This is a genomic window from Nocardioides panacihumi (genome assembly GCF_039530925.1).
Classification (GTDB): domain Bacteria; phylum Actinomycetota; class Actinomycetes; order Propionibacteriales; family Nocardioidaceae; genus Nocardioides; species Nocardioides panacihumi.
In genome coordinates this window covers 1-18,995 of the sequence record NZ_BAAAPB010000002.1, presented here as the reverse complement: position 1 = coordinate 18,995, position 18,995 = coordinate 1, and the positions used below count along the sequence as shown (strand labels likewise).

Below are 18,995 nucleotides of genomic sequence, written 5' to 3'. Positions count from 1 at the left end.
CTGGCCGACGTTCCTAGACTTGGCCCGCACGTCACCTGCTGGGAAAGGCAACGATGTCCGGCCCGAACACCGACTACGACCCTGTGGAGGTCACCCCTTTGAAGGCGGAGGAGGTGGATGCCGCCCGCGATGCCGCGCTCGCGGCCATCGCCGGAGCACAGGACCTCGAGCAGCTCAAGCAGGTCCGCCTCGAGCATGCCGGCGACCGCTCGGCGCTCGCCCTGGCGAACCGGGAGATCGGCGCGCTGCCGCCGCAGGCCCGCAAGGAGGCCGGCCAGCGCATCGGTCAGGCCCGCGGTGCCGTCAACAAGGCGCTCGCTGAGCGGCAGACGGTGCTCGAGGCCGAGCACGAGGCCCGCATCCTCGTCGAGGAGGCCGTCGACGTCACCCTGCCGACCGACCGCCGTCCCGCCGGTGCCCGGCACCCGCTCACCACGGGCGCCGAGCTGATCGCCGACATCTTCGTCGGCATGGGCTGGGAGGTCGCCGAAGGCCCGGTCATCGAGGCGGAGTGGCTGAACTTCGACGCGCTCAACCTCGGCCCGGACCACCCGGCCCGCACGATGCAGGACACGTTCTGGACCGACCCGCCCGAGGACCACCTCGTGCTGCGCACCCACACCTCACCCGTGCAGGCGCGCACGATGCTGACGACGACGCCCCCGATCTACGTCGTGTGTCCGGGCCGCGTGTTCCGCACCGACGAGTACGACGCGACGCACAGCCCGATGTTCCACCAGGTCGAGGGGCTCGCCATCGACGAGGGCATCACGATGGGGCACCTGAAGGGCACGCTCGACCACTTCGCCGGCGCGATGTTCGGCGAGGGCATCACGACGCGGTTCCGGCCGTCGTACTTTCCCTTCACCGAGCCGTCCGCCGAGGTCGACCTCACGTGCTTCGTCTGCCGCGGCTCCGGCTTGAAGGCAGGGAGCTCGGAGTCCTGCCGCACCTGTCGGGGCGAGGGCTGGATCGAGTGGGGCGGCTGCGGCATCGTCAACCCGCGCGTCCTGCGCGCGTGCGGCGTCGACAGCGACCGCTACACCGGCTTCGCCTTCGGGATGGGCATCGACCGGACGCTGATGTTCCGGCACGGCCTCGAGGACCTGCGCGCCCTCTTCGAGGGCGACGTCCGCTTCACCACGGCATTTGGGAGTGAACTGTGAAGGCCCCCGTCTCCTGGATCAAGGAGTACGTCGACCTGCCGGCCGACCTCAGCACCGAGGCGCTCACCGACCGGCTGACGATGCTCGGGCTCAAGCTGGAGGCGATCGAGACCTCCGGCGCCGGCATCGAGGGCCCGCTGGTCGTCGGCCGCGTGCTCACCATGGAGCCGGAGCCGCAGAAGAACGGCAAGACGATCAACTGGTGCACCGTCGACGTCGGCGACGCCAACGGCACCGGGCAGCCCCAGGGCATCGTCTGCGGCGCCCACAACTTCGCGCCGGGCGACAAGGTCGTCGTGATCCTGCCCGGAGGTGTGCTTCCGGGCGACTTCCGCATCTCCGAGCGCAAGACCTACGGCCACCTCTCGGCCGGCATGATCTGCTCGGCCCGCGAGCTCGGGCTCGGCGACGACCACGACGGCATCATCGTGCTGCCCGAGGACGCACCCGACCCGGGCACGGACGCGCGCGGCGTGCTCGGCTTCGGCGAGGAGATCGTCGAGTTCGAGATCAACCCCGACCGGGCGTACGCGCTCAGCCTCCGAGGCGTGGCGCGGGAGGCGGCGCTCGGGTTCGGGGCGCCCTTCCACGACCCGGCGCAGATCGACTTCCCGCAGGCCGACGACGCCGGCCACGCGGTCGACCTCGCCGACACCGACGGCTGCCCCTACTTCGTGGCTCGGACCGTGACCGGGTTCGACCCGTCGGCGCCGACGCCGGCGTACATCAAGGAGCGGCTCGAGGCCGTCGGCGTGCGGTCGATCTCCCTCGCCGTCGACGTCACCAACTACGTGATGTTCGAGCTCGGCCAGCCGATCCACGCCTACGACCGCGCCAAGCTGCAGGGGCCGATCGTCGTACGCCGGGCGAGCGAGGGGGAGAAGCTCACCACCCTCGACGACGTCGTCCGCGAGCTGTCGCCCGAGGATCTGCTCATCACCGATGACTCCGGCCCGATCGGCCTCGCCGGTGTGATGGGGGGTGCGTCGACCGAGATCTCCCCGACGACCACCGACATCGTCGTCGAGGCCGCGCACTTCGAGCCGACGAGCGTCTTCCGCACCCAGCGTCGGCACAAGCTTGGTTCGGAGGCGTCCAAGCGCTTCGAGCGCGGCGTCGACCCGCTGCTGCCGCCGGTCGCCGCCCAGCGGGTCGTCGAGCTGCTCGTCGAGCACGGCGGCGGCGTGGCCGACTCCGGCATCACCGTCGCGGGCGAGCCGCCCCGGCCGCGCAGCATCACGATCGCGAGCGACCTCCCGGCGCGGATCTCCGGCATCGCGATCGACGCCGCGACGAGCGTCGCGCACCTGGAGGCGATCGGCTGCCGCGTGACGGTCGAGGGCGACTTGCTGACTGCGCAGGTGCCGACCTATCGGCCCGACCTCAACGACGGCTACGACCTCGTCGAGGAGGTCGTCCGCATCGTCGGCTACGACCAGGTCCCGAGTGTGCTGCCGCGTCGCGCGACCGGCCGCGGGCTGACCCGGGCACAGCGGCTCCGGCGCCGCGTCGGCCGGGTGCTGGCAGGCGCCGGAGCCGTGGAGGTCGTCAGCTTCCCGTTCGTCGGCGAGGCGTCGTTCGACGCGCTGGGCCTGCCCGCCGACGACCCGCGCCGCCACGCGGTCCGGCTCGCGAACCCGCTCTCGAGCGAGGCGCCGTCCTACACCACGACGGTCCTGCCGGGGCTCCTCGAGGCAGCCGGTCGCAACCTCGGCCGTGGTGCGGCCGGAGTGACGCTCTTCGAGACGCAGACGGTCGCGATCCCGGCCGACCAGGGCCCGGCGCCCATCTACGGCGTCGACCGGCGCCCGACCGACGTCGAGCTCGACGCGCTGCTGGCGGCGATCCCACGGCAGTGGGCGGAGCTCGGGGTCGTGTTCGCCGGCGAGCAGGAGCGCGTCGGCTGGTGGGGCGCGGGCCGCACCGCGAGCTGGGAGGACGCGGTCGCCGTGGTCCGCCGCCTCGCGGACGAGCTGGGCGTCGCGATCGAGGTCGAGTCGGCCGCGGTCATGCCGTGGCATCCGGGACGCTGCGCGAAGATCACCGCCGGTGACCGGACGCTCGGATTCGCCGGCGAGCTGCACCCGACCGTGTGCCGCGCCCACGGGCTGCCGGAGCGCAGCGCAGCGGCCGTCATCGACCTGGACACGCTCATGGAGCTCGCGCCCGAGGTCGTGGCGGGGCCGGCGTTCTCGACGTTCCCCGTCGCGAAGGAGGACGTCGCGCTCGTCGTCGACGAGTCCGTCACGGCGGCGGCGGTCGAGGCCGCGCTGCGTGAGGGCGCGGGGCCGATGCTCGAGTCCGTTCGCCTCTTCGACGTGTACGCCGGCGAGCAGATCGGCGCGGGCAAGAAGTCGCTGGCCTTCGCGCTGCGGTTCCGCGCTCCCGACCGGACCCTGGTCGAGGGCGAGGCCGGCGCCGCTCGGGATGCCGCGGTCGCGAAGGCGGCCGAGCTGACCGGCGCCGTCCAGCGTGCCTGAGCCCACGTCTTTGGCATGATCGCAGGCGTGCTGCGGCTGCGTGTGCTCGACGAGGTCTCCTGGGACGGCAGGCAGGTCCCAGGGGAGCGGACGCACGCGCTGCTGCGCGCCCTCGTGCAGGCCGGCACCCGTGGCCTCGGGGAGCACGCTCTCGTCGAGGAGGTCTGGGCCGGTGACGAGCCGGCCAATCCGACCAAGGCCCTCCAGGTGGTCGTGTCCCGCGCGCGCTCCGCCACGTCCCCCGCAGCGATCGAGCGGACGGCGTACGGCTATCGGCTCGCGCTGGCCCCCGCCGAGGTCGACGCCTGGGCGCTGCGTCCGGAGGGCCTGCGCCTGGCAGCCGAGGGGCGGTACGCCGAGGCCCTCCCGCTGCTCGAGCGCGCCGAGGCCGACGACCAGGTGACGGCGGCGCTGCTGCGCGCGATCGCCGACGTCCACGGAGTACCGGCCGCACTCGAGCGGTTCGAGGCCTACCGCGAGGACCTCGCCGACCGTCTCGGGGTCGACCCGAGCCCGTCGCTCCAGCGGCTGCACGCGGACCTGCTGGCCCGAGACCGGCCGGTGCGCTCGGGGCTGCGGTTCGACGCGGACGCGCTCATCGGTCGCGAGGCCGATGTCGCCGCGGTGACGGCCATGGTGCGTGCCGCCCGGGTCGTCTCGATCGTCGGGGCCGGCGGCCTGGGCAAGACGCGGCTCGCCCACGTCGTGGGTCGGCAGGCCGAGCAGGCGGTCGTCCACTTCGTCGAGCTGGCGGGCGTGGCGTCGCCGGACGGGGTGGCGCTGGAGGTGGCCGACGTCCTCGGAGTCCGTGAGAGCGTCGTCACCCGCGGTCGGCCCCGCCGTGAGGACGTCGTGGGCAGGATCGTCGACGCCGTCGGCACGGCGTCGTCCCTGCTCATCCTCGACAACTGCGAGCACATCGTCGAGGCGGTCGCCGACCTCGTCTCGGCCGTGATCGCGCGCACCCCGGCACTCACCGTGCTTACCACGTCCCGGGCGCCGCTCGGTCTGGCGGCGGAGCGCATCTACCTGCTGCCCGAGCTCTCGACCGACGACGGTGTTGCGCTGTTCGTGGAGCGGGCCACCGCCGCGCGCCCCGGCGTGCACCTCGACGCCGGGGCCGTCCGGAGCCTGGTGGCGCGCCTCGACGGCCTGCCGCTCGCCGTCGAGCTGGCCGCCGCCAAGATCCGCGTGATGAGCGTGGCCGAGATCGAGCGGAGGCTGGACAACCGCTTCGCGCTGCTGCGCGGTGGCAGCCGCGACGCCCCCGAGCGCCACCAGACCCTGCTCGCGGTCATCGACTGGTCGTGGAACCTGCTCAGCGAGGACCAGCGCGTCGCGCTGCGCAGGCTCAGCGTGTTCCGCGACGGCTTCTCCTTCGACGGCGCGACCGCTGTCGCCGGGCCCGACGCACTCGACCTGGTCACCGGGCTCGCGGACCAGTCGCTGGTCACGGTGCAGGAGGGCGAGCACATCCGGTTCCGGCTGCTCGAGACGGTCCGCGAGTTCGGGCGGATGCAGCTCGTCGACGCCGGCGACGACGCCGAGGCGGCGGCACGGCAGCGGGAGTGGGCGGTCGCGGTCGCCGACACGGCGGCCCCCCGCCTCTTCAGCCGCGACCAGGTCGCCACCATGGCAGCGTTGCGTGCGGAGGAGGGCAACCTCCTCGATGTGCTCCGCGCCGCGCTGGCGGCCGACGACGTCGCGACGGTCGTCCGTATCTTCACCGTCCTCGCCGGCTACTGGACGGTGGAGGGCAGCCACTTCAAGGTCATCAACCTCGCCCGCCAGGTCGAGGACCTCGTCGTGCCGGCGCCGGTCACGCCCGGCCTCGAGGACGCCTTCCGGACGGTGCTCGTCTCCATCATCACCAACCGGGTGATCTTCTCCCGCGAGAGCATGGACGACGTCGTCGCGCGGCTCCGGGCGCTCGGCCCCGGGACCACCGATCCCCGCACCCGCGCGAACGTGCGGGTCGTCCTTGCGCTCACCGACACCGCGGGCGGTGCCCAGCTCGAGGCCCTGCTCCGGTTGACCGACGACCCCGACAGACTCGTCGCACGCGTCGCGCTGACCTGGGCCACCGGCGCCCTGGAGAACAACGGTGATCTGGCGGGTGCGCGCTCGATGGCCCGGCGGGCGCTCGCGCTCGACGACGAGGAGGAAGGCCCCTGGGCCGCGGCACTGCTCACCGCTCAGCTGGCCAGCCTCGCGCTGCAGGGTGGCGACACCGCGGAGGCCAGGACGTACGCCGCCACGGCGCTCCCGCTCCTCACGGCGATCGGCGCCTGGGACGACATGGCGCAGACCCAGTCGATGCTCGCGCTCGCCGCGATCCGGCTGGGCGATCTCGACGAAGCGGAGCGGATCCTCGACGAGGTCGCCGCCAACGAGGCGAGCCAGTCGATCTTCGGCGGCGCCGTCAGCCGCCTGGCCGGGCACGCGGAGCTGCTGATCGCGCGCGGCGAGATCGACGCCGGACTGGCCGCATACCGCGAGGCGGTGACGGTGCTGCGCGACCGCGGGCTGCCGGGCGTCGACCTGCCCGCCGACTTCGCGCCGTGGGTGATCTTCCCCGAGTCGGCGTCGATCACGGCTCACTGCCGGGCCGGCCGGGCGGTCGACGTACGCAAGGAGCGGGACGGGCTGCGCGACCGTCTGGTCGCCCTCCTCGCCGACGAGGACGAGTTCCTCGACTATCCGGTGGTCGGTTGCGGCCTCTTCGCGATGGGCGTGTGGGAGCTGACGGGTGGCGGCTCGCACGCCGCGGCGAGACGCCTCCTCGGCTACGCCGTCGCGTTCTCGTTCAACCGGATGCTGCCCAGCCTCGACCTCGACTGGGCCGAGGAGCTCCTGGGGGAGAAGTCCGACGAGCCTCGTCCCGCACCGACGGTGCGGGACGAGGCCCGTGAGCTGTTGCTGACCCTCTAGGTCACATCTTGCGGCTGTAGCTGCGCACCGCGAGCGGCGCGAAGATCGCGACGACGATCGCGCAGGCGACGAGCGCCCAGCCGACCTCGGCCGTGAGCCCGTTGCCGTTCATCAGGTCGCGCACGGCCGTGACCACGTGGGAGACCGGGTTGATCTTGACGAAGGTCTGCAGCCAGTCGGGCATCGTCTTCGCCGGGACGTAGGCGTTGGACAGGAACGTCAGCGGGAACATGATCATCATGCCGATGCCCTGCACCGCCTGGGCCGAGCGGGCCACGGTGCCGAGCCACGCGAAGATCCAGGCCAGCGACCAGCCGGCGACGATGGTGAGGAGCCAGCCGGCGACGACTCCGACGGCACCGCCGTCAGGCCGGTAGCCCATGGCCATGCCGACGGCGATCGTGATCGTCGCCGCGATGCCGTAGCGCAGCAGGTCGGCCATCATGGGGCCTGCGAGCGGTGCGATGCGGGCGATGGGCATCGCCTTGAACCGGTCGAAGACGCCCTTGTCCATGTCCTCGCGCATCTGCGTGCCGGTCGCCATGCAGGCGGTGAGCGCCGTCTGGGCCAGGATGCCGGGGATCATGATCGGCAGGTAGTCCTGCACCGATCCCGACACCGCGCCGCCGAAGACGTAGGCGAACATCGCCGTGAACAGGATCGGCTGCAAGGTGACGTCGAAGAACTGCTCCGGGTTGCGGCGCATCTTCTTCAGCGCCCGCCACGCCATCGCGAGCGTCTGGGCGACGGTCTCCTGAAGGCTCGGCCGCGAGCTCAGCCGCCGCTCGGTGACGTCGGTGGACGTGGTCCGGGGGAGAAGCGTCTCAGCGGTCATCAGGCCACCTCCTCGTCTGCGCCGTGGGCGTCGTCGGACTCGCTGTGATGGCCGGTGAGGGCCAGGAAGACCTCGTCGAGCGTCGGCTGACGCACGGTGGCCGTCGCGATGGACAGGTCCGCCTGCCGCAGCGCGATGAGCACGTCGGCCGCGCGGTTCGGGTCCGGCAGGGCGATGTTGAGGCCGCCGGCCTCGGGTGTGAGGACCGGGTGCTCGCCGAGCACGCGCTCGACGATCGCCGCCGCCCGTGCCGTCAGCTCCCGGTGCTCGAGCCGGACCTGCAGGGTCGAGTTCCCGACTGACGCCTTGAGCTGGTCGGAGGTGCCCTCGGCGACCTTCTGGCCGCGGTCGATGACCGCGATCCGGTCGGCGAGCTGGTCGGCCTCGTCGAGGTACTGGGTCGTCAGCAGGATCGTCGACCCGTTGGCGACCAGCTCGCGGATGGTGTCCCACATCTGCCCGCGGGTGCGGGGGTCGAGGCCGGTGGTCGGCTCGTCGAGGAAGATCAGCGGCGGTTGCGCGATGAGCGAGGCCGCCAGGTCGAGCCTGCGGCGCATGCCGCCGGAGAAGTTCTTGATCTGGCGCGTCGCCGCCTCCTCGAGGCCGAAGCGTCCCAGCAGGTCGTCGGCGGTCGCCCTCGCGCGCGGCTTGGGCAGCCCGAGCAGACGACCGAAGAGGTAGAGGTTCTCGACGGCCGTCAGGTTCTCGTCGACCGAGGCATACTGCCCGGTCACGCCGACGAGCTGCCGGATCTGGTGGGGCGACGAGGCGACGTCGACGCCGAAGATGCTGGCCCGGCCGCCGTCGATCGGCAGGAGCGTGGCGAGCATCGAGAGCGTGGTGGTCTTGCCGGCGCCGTTCGGCCCGAGCACGCCGAAGACTTCGCCGCGACGTACTTCCAGGTCGATCCCGTCGACGGCGGTCACCGTGTTCGATCCTGGCCGACCGAACCTCTTGACGAGGCCCTCGGCGCTGACCGCGAGTGTCGTGGAAACGTTCATGGCATCACTCTCAGGCAGCTCGGTTTCAGATCGGCTTCAGTCTGCCTTCAGCGGCTTCGCACAGGCGCGATCGTCACGTGATCGGCTGGTTCACGCACGCACGGAACCGGTCGTAGACCTCGCGGTCGCCGACGACGTGGATCCCGGCGTCGTCACGGCGCCGCCACAGCCACGCGTCGACGTCGGACGCCAGTCCTTCGACGACGGCGTCCGGGTCGACCCCCGGGTCCGGCACCGCCGAGATGTCGGGCTCCCCGGAGAGCTCCACACCGTCGGGGGACGTCCCGCTGAACGTGCCGAGCTGGACCCACACCTGGGTGTCGGTGTCGCTCAGGTCGACCCGGACGTGGTGGGGGAGCGGGTCGAACCGGCCCCACTCGGGCGTGCCGCCGAACATGATGTCGAGCGCCTCGTCGACGCCGTCGGCGGCCAGCAGCGGGTCGAGCCCGGTGACGGTCCCCGCCGTCAGCTCGGCGTCGAGCCGGTGGATGAGGCACTCCTGGGCCTGGCGTCGGAAGGTGAACGCCACGGTCTGCTCGCTCGACCAGGTCCAGGCCGCGTCGGCGGGATCGGCCGCCTCGAGGGTGCCGACGAACGCGGAGTGGGCGGCGTCGAAAGCGGCCAGGAGATCGTCGTACGACGCCGGGGGTGCGGGCTCCTGGACATCCTCGGGCGCCGCCGGGCGCGTGCGGATCACGCCCTCCCAGAACGTCTGCACACCGGTGAGGTGCCAGAGCAGGTCGGCAGCCGTCCAGTCCGGGCACGACGGCACGCGCGTCGCGGGGTCGCAGGTGGCGAGCACGTCACGGAAGCGGCGGGACTCGCGACGGATATGGTCGAGGTAGACGTCGGTAGGAAGTCGGGTCACGCTTGACGACGCTAGCCGGGGTCGCCGACACCGCGCGAACGGTTTGGGCGGTCGGGCTGAGACGGTCACACATCTACATGCATTAGCCTGTATAGTCATGCATATGTCCACGGAGAAGACCCCACGGAAATGACACAGGGAGACACGGTGAAGCGGGTCGCCGTCGCCGGAGCGAGCGGGTACGCCGGCGGTGAGCTGCTGCGCCTGCTGCTGGGTCACCCCGGTGTCGAGATCGGCGCGCTCACCGGCGCCTCCAACGCCGGCCAGACCCTCGGGACCCTCCAACCGCACCTGCTGCCGCTCGCCGGCCGCATCCTCGAGGAGACCTCCGTCGAGACGCTGAGCGGCCACGACGTCGTCTTCCTCGCGCTTCCGCACGGTCAGTCGGGCGCGATCGCCGAAGCGCTCCCCGAGGGCACCGTCGTCATCGACTGCGGCGCCGACTTCCGGCTGGCGGACGCCGCGGAGTGGGAACGCTTCTACGGATCCGAGCACGCCGGCACCTGGCCGTACGGTCTGCCGGAGCTGCCCGGCAACCGGGCGAAGCTGGCCGGCGCGACGAAGATCGCGGTCCCGGGCTGCTACCCGACCGTCTCCTCCCTGGCCCTCGCGCCGGCCGTCGCCGCCGGCATTGTCGAGAACGACGTCGTCGTCGTCGCGGCGAGCGGCACCAGCGGCGCCGGGAAGGCGGCCAAGGCGCACCTGCTCGGCAGCGAGACGGCCGGCAACGTCAGCGCGTACGGCGTCGGCGGCGTGCACCGCCACACGCCAGAGATCACCCAGAACCTGTCGGCCCTGGCCGGCGGCCACGTCACCGTCAGCTTCACCCCGCTGCTCGTTCCCATGCCGCGCGGCATCCTCGCCACCTGCACCGCCCGGCTGAAGCCCGGCGTGACGCCGGAGGACGCACGGGCGGTCTACGAGAAGGCCTACGCCGACGAGCCGTTCGTCCACCTGCTGCCCGAGGGCCAGTGGCCGCAGACCAAGTCCGTCACCGGATCCAACGCCGTGCACCTCCAGGTCACGGTCGACGAGACCGCCGGGCGTCTCGTCGCCGTCGGCGCCGTCGACAACCTCACGAAGGGGACGGCGGGCGCCGCCGTCCAGTGCATGAACCTCGCCCTCGGCCTCGATGAGGCCACGGGCCTGAGCACGATCGGACTCGCACCATGAGCGTCACCCACCCGCAGGGGTTCCTCGCCGCCGGCGTGGCCGCCGGCCTCAAGTCGTCCGGCGCCAAGGACGTCGCGCTCGTCGTCAACTCCGGCCCGCGGTTCGACGCAGCGCACGTCTTCACCGCCAACCGCTGCCAGGCCAACCCGGTGCTGTGGAGCAAGGAGGTGGCCAAGGACGGGGTCGTCCGGGCGGTCGTCCTCAACTCCGGGGGCGCCAACTGCTACACCGGCCCGGAGGGGTTCCAGACCACGCACGCCACGGCCGAGCGGGTCGCCGGGCACCTGGGCATCGGCGCCGGCGACGTGGTGGTCTGCTCGACCGGATTGATCGGCCTCCTCAACGACCGCGACGTGCTGCTGGCCGGTGTGGACGCGGTGGTAGGTGCGCTCGCTCCCGCGGGCGGGGACGACGCCGCGCACGCGATCATGACCACCGACACCGTTGCGAAGCAGGTCGTCGTCGAGGGCGACGGCTGGTCGATCGGGGCGATGGCCAAGGGCGCCGGGATGCTCGCGCCGGCCCTGGCGACGATGCTCGTCGTGATCACGACCGATGCCGTCGTGCCGGCGGCGGACCTGGACAAGGCGCTGCGTGCCGCGACCCGGGTGAGCTTCGACCGGCTCGACTCCGACGGCTGCATGTCGACCAACGACACGGTCAGCCTGCTGGCCAGCGGGGCGAGCGGGATCGCGCCGTCCCTCGAGGAGTTCACGGCCCTGCTCGCCGACGCCTGCCAGGACCTCGCGCTCCAGCTCCTCGCGGACGCCGAGGGGGCGGACCACTCGATCGCGATCACCACGGTGAACGCCGCGCACGAGGACGAGGCCGTCGAGGTCTCCCGGTCGGTCGCGCGGAGCAATCTGTTCAAGGCCGCGATCTTCGGCAAGGACCCCAACTGGGGCCGCATCCTCGCCAGCGTCGGCACGACGCAGGCCGCCTTCGACCCGGCCGACCTCGACGTCGCGCTCAACGGCGTCTGGGTCTGCCGCGGCTCCGCGCCCGCGGAGGACCCGAGCGCGATCAGCCTCGAGGACCGCGACGTCACGGTCACCATCGACCTGAAGGCGGGCAGCGCGTCGGCCACGGTGTGGACCAACGACCTGACACTCGCCTACGTGCACGAGAACAGCGCCTACAGCTCATGACCGATCGGATCGAGACGCCGACGGCGACGAAGGCGGCCGTGGACACGGCCAAGGCGGCCACGCTCGCCGCCGCGCTTCCGTGGCTGAAGAAGTACAACGGCAAGATCATCGTGATCAAGTACGGCGGCAACGCCATGATCGACGACTCGCTCAAGGTCGCCTTCGCCGAGGACATCGCGTTCCTGCGGCTCGCCGGCTTCAAGCCCGTCGTCGTGCACGGCGGCGGTCCGCAGATCTCCGCGATGCTCGACCGGCTCGGGATCGAGTCGGAGTTCCGCGGCGGCCTGCGGGTCACGACGCCGGAGGCGATGGACGTCGTCCGGATGGTGCTCGTCGGGCAGGTCCAGCGCGAGCTGGTCGGCCTGCTCAACCAGCACGGCCCGCTCGCGGTCGGTCTGTCCGGCGAGGACGCCGGCCTGTTCACGGCCAGCCGCACCAACACGATCGTGGACGGCGAGGAGGTCGACCTCGGCCTCGTCGGCGAGGTGACGTCGGTGCGCCCCGAGGCGGTGCTCGACGTCATCGAGGCCGGCCGCATCCCCGTGATCTCCAGCGTCGCACCCGACACGACCGGCCAGGTGCACAACGTCAACGCCGACACCGCGGCGGCCGCGCTCGCCGTCGCGCTCGGCGCCGAGAAGCTGCTCGTCCTCACCGACGTCGAGGGCCTCTACCGCAGCTGGCCGGACAGCGACGACGTCATCGGCGAGATCGGGCCCGAGGCGCTCGCCGAGCTGATGCCGTCGCTGGCCAGTGGCATGGTCCCGAAGATGGGGGCCTGTCTGCAGGCGGTCGAGGGCGGCGTACCGCGGGCGACCGTGGTCGACGGCCGGGAGCCGCACGCCGTCCTCCTGGAGATCTTCACCGAGGAGGGCATCGGGACCCAGGTCCTTCCCGGGGTCGAGACCAAGATCAGGAAGGCTGGGCAGCGATGAGCACGGGCTTCACCGAGCGCTACCGGAGCGCGCTGATGAACACCTTCGGCGCGCCCAAGCTGGTCCTCACCCGGGGCGAGGGCGCGCACGTCTGGGACGAGGACGGCCAGGAGTACGTCGACCTGCTCGGCGGCATCGCCGTGAACGCCCTCGGCCACGCCCACCCGGCGATCGTGCAGGCGGTCACGACCCAGCTGAGCACGCTCGGGCACATCTCGAACTTCTTCGCCTCGGCCCCGCAGATCGCCCTCGCCGAGAAGCTGCTGGCCGTCGTCGGCACGGGCGGTCGCGACGGGAGGGTCTTCTTCACCAACTCCGGCACCGAGGCCAACGAGGCGGCCTTCAAGCTCACTCGCCGCACCGGCCGCACGCACCTGGTCGCGATGACCGGCTCGTTCCACGGTCGCACGATGGGCTCGCTCGCTCTGACGTCGAAGGAGGCCTACCGGGCCCCGTTCGAGCCGCTGCCGGGCGATGTCACCTTCGTGCCGTACGGCGACGTCGACGCGCTGGCCGCCGCGGTGACCGACGAGACGGCGGCGATCGTCATCGAGCCGATCCAGGGCGAGGCGGGCGTCGTCGTCGCGCCGGAGGGGTTCCTCGCGGCGGCGCGGTCGATCGCGGACGAGCACGGCGCGCTGCTGTGGCTCGACGAGATCCAGTCCGGGATGGGTCGCACCGGCCAGTGGCTCGCTTCGGCGCCGTCCGGTGTCACCCCCGACATCGTCACCCTCGCGAAGGGCCTCGGCGGCGGCTTCCCGATCGGCGCGTGCGTCGGTCTCGGTCGCGCCGCGACGTTGTTCGAGCCCGGCAACCACGGCACCACGTTCGGCGGCAACCCGGTCGCCTGCGCGGCAGGGCTCGCAGTCATCGCGACCATCGAGGAGGACGGCCTGCTCGAGCACGTCACCGTGCTCGGCCAGAAGCTGCGCGACGGCCTCGCGGCCGACCCGCGGGTCGCCGAGGTCACCGGGGAGGGCCTGCTCATCGGCGTCGTGCTCACCGACGAGAGGTCCGCGGAGGTGGCCGCCGCCGCGCTGAGGGCCGGCTTCATCCTCAACAACGCGACGCCGACGAGGGTGCGTCTCGCACCACCGCTCGTCCTGACCGGCGACGACGCCGAGGCGTTCCTCCAGGCGTGGCCGGCGATCCTCGAGGAGGCCTTCTCATGACCCGCAGCTTCCTGCGCGACGACGACCTCGCACCGGACGAGCTGATCACGGTCCTCGACCTGGCTGCGAAGCTCAAGGCGGACCCCTACGCCGCCAAGCCGCTCGCCGGGCCGCAGACGGTGGCGACGATCTACGACAAGCCGACACTTCGCACGCAGACGTCGTTCGCCGCCGGCATCGCCGAGCTCGGCGGCCACCCGATGCTCGTCGACGGATCGCTGGCCGGCATCGGCCGGCGGGAGTCCATCGCCGACGTCGCTCGCGTCCTCGGCCGCCAGGCCAGCGTGATCGTGTGGCGCACCTACGCCCAGGGCAGGCTCGAGGAGATGGCGGCGTACGCCGGCGTGCCGGTCGTCAACGCGCTCACGGACGACTTCCACCCGTGCCAGCTCCTCGCCGACCTGCTGACCGTGCGCGAGCACAAGGGCCGCCTCGCCGGCCTGCGCGTGGCGTTCGTCGGCGACGGCGCGTGCAACATGGGCAACTCCTGGCTGCTGGCCGGGGCGCTGGCCGGGATGGACGTCGTCATCGGCGCGCCGGCGGGCTACGCCCCGGAGTCGGTGATGTTCGATCGCGCGAACGAGATCGGCGCCGCGACCGGCGGCTCTGCCACGTGGACGACCGACGCGATCGAGGCCGTCGAGGGCGCCGACGTGGTCGTCACCGACACGTGGGTCTCGATGGGCCGGGAGGACGAGGCGAAGGCGCGACTCGCCGTCTTCTCGCCGTACGGGGTCACCGAGGAGCTGCTCGGGCACGCGAAGCCGGATGCCATCGTGATGCACTGCCTGCCCGCCTACCGCGGCAAGGAGATCGCCGCTTCGGTGATCGACGGGCCGCGCAGCGTCGTGTGGGACGAGGCGGAGAACCGTCGGCACGCCCAGAAGGCGATCCTCGCGTTCCTCGTGCAGGAGAGCGGCACGCCATGACCGAGTCCGCGCTGCGTCCCTCGACCAAGAACGCCCGGCACCAGCTCATCGTCGAGCTGGTGGCCGGCCACGAGATCAGGTCGCAAGGCGAGCTGGCCGACATGCTCGGCGAGCACGGGGTGCAGGTCACCCAGGCGACGCTGTCGCGTGACCTCGTCGAGCTCGACGCCGTCAAGGTGCGCGCGGCGAGCGGCGGCCTCGTCTACGCCGTTCCCGCGGAGGGTGGTGACCGTCGGCCGGTGGCGCCGGGGGAGTCCGCCGCCGCGCGCCACCGCCTGGCCCGGCTCTGCGCCGAGCTGCTCGTCACCGCTGAGGCGAGCGCCAACCTCGTCGTCCTGCGGACCCCGCCGGGGGCGGCGCAGTTCCTGGCCTCGGCGTTCGACAAGTCGGAGTTCACCGACATCCTGGGCACGATCGCGGGCGACGACACCGTCCTCGTCATCGGTCGCGAGCCACAGGGCGGCGACGACCTGGCGCGGCGCATACTCGCGCTGGCCGAGCAGCCGAACCAGGACGACCACCACCACGACCCCGAAGCAGCACAGGAGAGATGAGCGAGAAGTGAGCAAGGTCCTGACCTCCCTGCCGCAGGGTGAGCGCGTCGGCATCGCGTTCTCCGGCGGCCTGGACACCTCCGTGGCCGTCGCGTGGATGCGCGACAAGGGCGCGGTGCCGTGCACCTACACCGCCGACATCGGGCAGTACGACGAGCCGGACATCTCCGGCGTGCCCGGCCGTGCGCGTCAGTACGGCGCCGAGATCGCCCGGGCGATCGACATCAAGCCGCAGCTGGTCGAGGAGGGCCTGGCCGCGCTGGCCTGCGGCGCCTTCCACATCCGCTCGGGCGCCAAGGTCTACTTCAACACCACGCCGCTGGGCCGTGCCGTCACCGGCACCATCCTGGTCCGTGCGATGCAGTCCGACGACGTCCACATCTGGGGCGACGGCTCGACCTACAAGGGCAACGACATCGAGCGGTTCTACCGCTACGGCCTGATGGCCAACCCCGAGCTGCGCATCTACAAGCCCTGGCTCGACGCCGACTTCGTGACCGAGCTCGGCGGCCGTGCGGAGATGTCGCAGTGGCTCACCGAGCACGGCCTGCCCTACCGCGACAGCCAGGAGAAGGCCTACTCCACCGACGCGAACATCTGGGGTGCCACGCACGAGGCGAAGACCCTGGAGCACCTCGACGTCTCGCTCGAGACGGTCGAGCCGATCATGGGGGTGCGCTTCTGGGACCCGAGCGTCGCCATCGAGACCGAGGACGTCGCGATCACGTTCGAGGGAGGGCGCCCGGTGGCGATCAACGGCACCCGCTTCCACGACGCCGTGGCGCTCGTGCTCGAGGCGAACGCCATCGGTGGCCGGCACGGTCTGGGCATGTCCGACCAGATCGAGAACCGGATCATCGAGGCGAAGTCGCGAGGCATCTACGAGGCGCCGGGCATGGCGCTGCTGTTCGCGGCGTACGAGCGACTGCTCAACGCGATCCACAACGAGGACACCCTCGCCAACTACCAGCTCGAGGGCCGCAAGCTCGGCCGGCTGCTGTACGAGGGCCGCTGGCTCGACCCCCAGGCGCTGATGCTGCGCGAGTCGATCCAGCGGTGGATCGCCTCGCTGGTCACGGGCACGGTCACGCTGCGGCTGCGCCGTGGCGACGACTACACCATCCTCGCGACCGAGGGTCCCGCGTTCTCGTACCACCCCGAGAAGCTGTCGATGGAGCGCGTGGAGAACGCGGCGTTCGGGCCGACCGACCGGATCGGCCAGCTGACGATGCGCAACCTGGACATCGCGGACAGCCGGGCCAAGCTCGAGCAGTACGCCGCCCAGCCCCTCGACCAGGGCAACGTGCTCGTCGAGCACGGCACCCTCTTCGGCGAGCTGCCGGCCGGCGGGTTCGAGCAGATCTCCGAGAACCCCGAGGCCGTCGCCGAGGCGGAGACGGTGGACGTGGTGCTCGACGAGGCGGCGATGGAGTTCGGCGTTGACTGAGCTGCAGGGCACCACGGTGCACGCAACAGGGGAGGGCAAGCTCTGGGGCGGCCGGTTCTCCGGTGGGCCCTCACCGGAGCTCGAGGCCCTGTCACGGTCGACCCACTTCGACTGGCGGCTGGCGCTCTACGACATCGCAGGCTCGCACGCGCATGCCAAGGCTCTCGGTGCGGCCGGGCTGCTCACGGCGGAGGAGGAGTTGGAGCTCCACCGCGGGCTGGACGCGCTCGCCGAGCGGTTCACGTCCGGGCGGCTGCGCCCGTCCGAGTCCGACGAGGACGTCCACGGCGCGCTCGAGCGGCTGCTGATCGAGGAGGTCGGACCTGAGGTCGGCGGCAAGCTCCGCGCCGGCCGGTCCCGCAACGACCAGATCGCCACGCTGTTCCGCTCCTACCTCCTCGATCACGGCCGCGTCGTCGCCGGCCTGGTGCTCGACCTCGTCGACGCGCTCGCCGGGCAGGCGCAGACCCACCTGCGCCTCCCGGGCGGGCCGAGCATCATGCCGGGGCGCACGCACCTGCAGCACGCCCAACCGGTGCTGCTCTCCCACCACCTGCTCGCGCACGCCTGGGCGCTGCTCCGCGACGTCGACCGACTGGGGGACTGGCGCCGGCGCGTCGAGTCGGACTCGCCGTACGGCTCGGGAGCGCTCGCCGGGCAGAGCCTGGGCCTGGATCCCGAGCTGGTCGCGAGCGAGCTCGGCTTCACCGCGTCCACGGCCAACTCGATCGACGGCACCGCGTCGCGCGACTTCGTCGCCGAGTTCGCCTACGTCTGCGCGCAGACCGGCGTCGACATCTCCCGGATCGCCGAGGAGATCATCCTGTGGGCCACGAAGGAGTTCGACTTCGTGACACTGCACGACTCCTGGTCCACCGGGTCCTCGATCATGCCGCAGAAGAAGAACCCGGACATCTCCGAGCTCGCCCGCGGCAAGGCGGGGCGCCTGGTCGGCAACCTGACAGGCCTCCTGACCACGCTCAAGGCACTGCCTCTCGCGTACAACCGGGACCTGCAGGAGGACAAGGAGCCGGTCTTCGACTCCGTCGACACCCTCGAGGTGCTGCTGCCGGCGTTCACCGGGCAGGTCGCGACGCTCGTCTACAACACCGCCCGGATGGCCGAGCTGGCCCCACAGGGCTTCTCGCTCGCGACGGACATCGCCGAATGGCTGGTCCGGGAGGGGACGCCGTTCCGGACAGCGCACGAGGTCGCCGGCGCGTGCGTGCGTGCGGCTGAGGCGAAGGGCACCGACCTCGACGGGCTGACCGACGAGGAGTTCGCCGCGATCTCGCCTGCCCTCACCCCGCAGGTGCGTCTGGTCCTGACGACCGAGGGGTCGGTGGCCTCGCGCAACGGCCGTGGTGGCACGGCTCCCGATCGGGTCGCCGAACAGCTGGAGGAGCTCCGCGCGCGTGCGGGCGCTGCCCGCGCCGACCTCGACGGTCGTGACGGAGCTCGCTGAGCTCCTCTCCGGTCCGCCGGAGCAGGTCGCCCCGCTGCTGCTGGGCGGCCTGCTCTCGCACGGCGGCGTGACGGTCCGCCTCACCGAGGTCGAGGCGTACGCCGGCCCGGCCGACCCCGGTTCGCACGCCTACCGCGGCCGCACCGACCGCAACGCGGTCATGTTCGGGCCGGCCGGCCATCTCTACGTCTACTTCACCTACGGCATGCACTTCTGCGCCAACGTGGTGTGCGGGCCCGAGGGCGAGCCATCGGGCTGTCTGCTCCGAGCCGGCGAGGTCGTCGCCGGGATCGACCTCGCCCGCGAGCGCCGGCCCCGCTCCGGCGACCGCGACCTGGCGCGCGGCCCCGCCCGGCTCACGCGCGCCCTCGACCTCACCCGTGAGCACGACGGGGCCGACCTGACGCGTGGTCCGGTACGGCTCGAGCTGGGGGAGCCGGTCGACCGTGTGTCGACCGGCCCGCGGGTCGGCCTGCGTGGCGCCCCGGAGCGACCGTGGCGATTCTGGGTCACGGACGACCCGACGGTCTCCGTCTACCGGCCCGCGAAGGCGCTCCCGAGCGGGCGACGAGCCGGTCCCTGAGCGCGGCGGGGCACCCCGATTCGCCGGGGGTGCCCCCCGATTTGATGCTCCGGACACCCCTGTGTAATGTTCTTCCTGTCGCCGCGAGCGGCACCAAAAACCAAAGCCGAGAGGCAACAAGGTCCCAGGTGCAGCACGCTTCGACACCGGTCCGGGAGCCGAGTCAGCGTCAAGTTGACGAGGCGAAACGAACCGGGTAAGTTTCTGCAGGTTGCCCCGCAGCAAGGCCGAGCGGCTGAGCACGGTGCGCGTGTGATTCTTGAGAACTCAACAGTGTGTCATAGTCGACGAATTAGTTTGTTATGCCC

15 protein-coding genes are annotated in these 18,995 nt (G+C 71.9%); 12 read left to right on the top strand and 3 right to left on the bottom strand.

The features are described 5' to 3' along the window. Positions 1-53: 53 nt before the first annotated feature. From pheS to ABD205_RS09170, 3 genes are read left to right on the top strand one after another with little or no spacing between them, the layout of a single operon-like run. Positions 54-1,166, top strand: coding sequence for a phenylalanine--tRNA ligase subunit alpha (gene pheS, locus ABD205_RS09180; protein ID WP_344044494.1), 1,113 nt, complete (start codon positions 54-56; stop codon positions 1,164-1,166). Continuing rightward, positions 1,163-3,646, top strand: a complete 2,484-nt coding sequence (gene pheT, locus ABD205_RS09175; RefSeq protein ID WP_344044493.1) for a phenylalanine--tRNA ligase subunit beta — start codon at positions 1,163-1,165, stop codon at positions 3,644-3,646. Before pheS ends, pheT begins: the two co-directional genes overlap by 4 nt. A 27-nt stretch (positions 3,647-3,673) precedes the next feature. After that, positions 3,674-6,577: an ATP-binding protein gene (locus ABD205_RS09170; protein WP_344044492.1), complete on the top strand. Its 2,904-nt coding sequence runs from the start codon at positions 3,674-3,676 to the stop codon at positions 6,575-6,577. A 1-nt stretch (position 6,578) separates the two neighbouring features. Here ABD205_RS09170 and ABD205_RS09165 read toward each other — a convergent pair whose 3' ends face one another. From ABD205_RS09165 to ABD205_RS09155, 3 genes are all read right to left on the bottom strand, one after another. After that, positions 6,579-7,412: an ABC transporter permease gene (locus ABD205_RS09165; protein WP_344044491.1), complete on the bottom strand. Its 834-nt coding sequence runs from the start codon at positions 7,410-7,412 to the stop codon at positions 6,579-6,581. Continuing rightward, complete coding sequence (locus ABD205_RS09160) at positions 7,412-8,413, bottom strand: ATP-binding cassette domain-containing protein (protein WP_344044490.1); 1,002 nt, start codon at positions 8,411-8,413, stop codon at positions 7,412-7,414. The genes ABD205_RS09165 and ABD205_RS09160 overlap by 1 nt, the downstream gene beginning before the upstream one ends. Positions 8,414-8,486: 73 nt before the next feature. Beyond that, positions 8,487-9,281, bottom strand: a complete 795-nt coding sequence (locus ABD205_RS09155) for a maleylpyruvate isomerase family mycothiol-dependent enzyme (RefSeq protein WP_344044489.1) — start codon at positions 9,279-9,281, stop codon at positions 8,487-8,489. A gap of 129 nt (positions 9,282-9,410) precedes the next feature. Between ABD205_RS09155 and argC the strand changes: the two genes are divergently transcribed. From argC to ABD205_RS09110, 9 genes are read left to right on the top strand one after another with little or no spacing between them, the layout of a single operon-like run. After that, positions 9,411-10,454: an N-acetyl-gamma-glutamyl-phosphate reductase gene (argC, locus tag ABD205_RS09150; RefSeq protein WP_344044488.1), complete on the top strand. Its 1,044-nt coding sequence runs from the start codon at positions 9,411-9,413 to the stop codon at positions 10,452-10,454. Further along, entirely contained in the window at positions 10,451-11,602 is a 1,152-nt protein-coding gene (gene argJ, locus ABD205_RS09145; RefSeq protein ID WP_344044487.1) for a bifunctional glutamate N-acetyltransferase/amino-acid acetyltransferase ArgJ, read from the top strand. Before argC ends, argJ begins: the two co-directional genes overlap by 4 nt. Next, positions 11,599-12,537: an acetylglutamate kinase gene (gene argB / locus ABD205_RS09140; RefSeq protein WP_344044486.1), complete on the top strand. Its 939-nt coding sequence runs from the start codon at positions 11,599-11,601 to the stop codon at positions 12,535-12,537. Before argJ ends, argB begins: the two co-directional genes overlap by 4 nt. Beyond that, positions 12,534-13,709, top strand: a complete 1,176-nt coding sequence (locus ABD205_RS09135; protein WP_344044485.1) for an acetylornithine transaminase — start codon at positions 12,534-12,536, stop codon at positions 13,707-13,709. Before argB ends, ABD205_RS09135 begins: the two co-directional genes overlap by 4 nt. Beyond that, positions 13,706-14,638, top strand: coding sequence for an ornithine carbamoyltransferase (gene argF / locus ABD205_RS09130; protein WP_344044484.1), 933 nt, complete (start codon positions 13,706-13,708; stop codon positions 14,636-14,638). Before ABD205_RS09135 ends, argF begins: the two co-directional genes overlap by 4 nt. Then, on the top strand, positions 14,635-15,192 hold the full coding sequence (locus tag ABD205_RS09125; RefSeq protein WP_344044483.1) for an arginine repressor: 558 nt from the start codon (positions 14,635-14,637) through the stop codon (positions 15,190-15,192). The genes argF and ABD205_RS09125 overlap by 4 nt, the downstream gene beginning before the upstream one ends. A 7-nt stretch (positions 15,193-15,199) precedes the next feature. Further along, positions 15,200-16,639: an argininosuccinate synthase gene (gene argG / locus ABD205_RS09120; protein ID WP_344044482.1), complete on the top strand. Its 1,440-nt coding sequence runs from the start codon at positions 15,200-15,202 to the stop codon at positions 16,637-16,639. Then, positions 16,632-18,104 (top strand): argininosuccinate lyase, encoded by a 1,473-nt coding sequence (gene argH, locus ABD205_RS09115; protein ID WP_344044481.1) that lies wholly within the window; start codon positions 16,632-16,634, stop codon positions 18,102-18,104. The genes argG and argH overlap by 8 nt, the downstream gene beginning before the upstream one ends. Beyond that, the gene (locus tag ABD205_RS09110) at positions 18,064-18,687 is read left to right on the top strand and encodes a DNA-3-methyladenine glycosylase (RefSeq protein ID WP_344045837.1); all 624 of its coding nucleotides are present in this window, start codon (positions 18,064-18,066) and stop codon (positions 18,685-18,687) included. Before argH ends, ABD205_RS09110 begins: the two co-directional genes overlap by 41 nt. Positions 18,688-18,995: the final 308 nt, after the last annotated feature.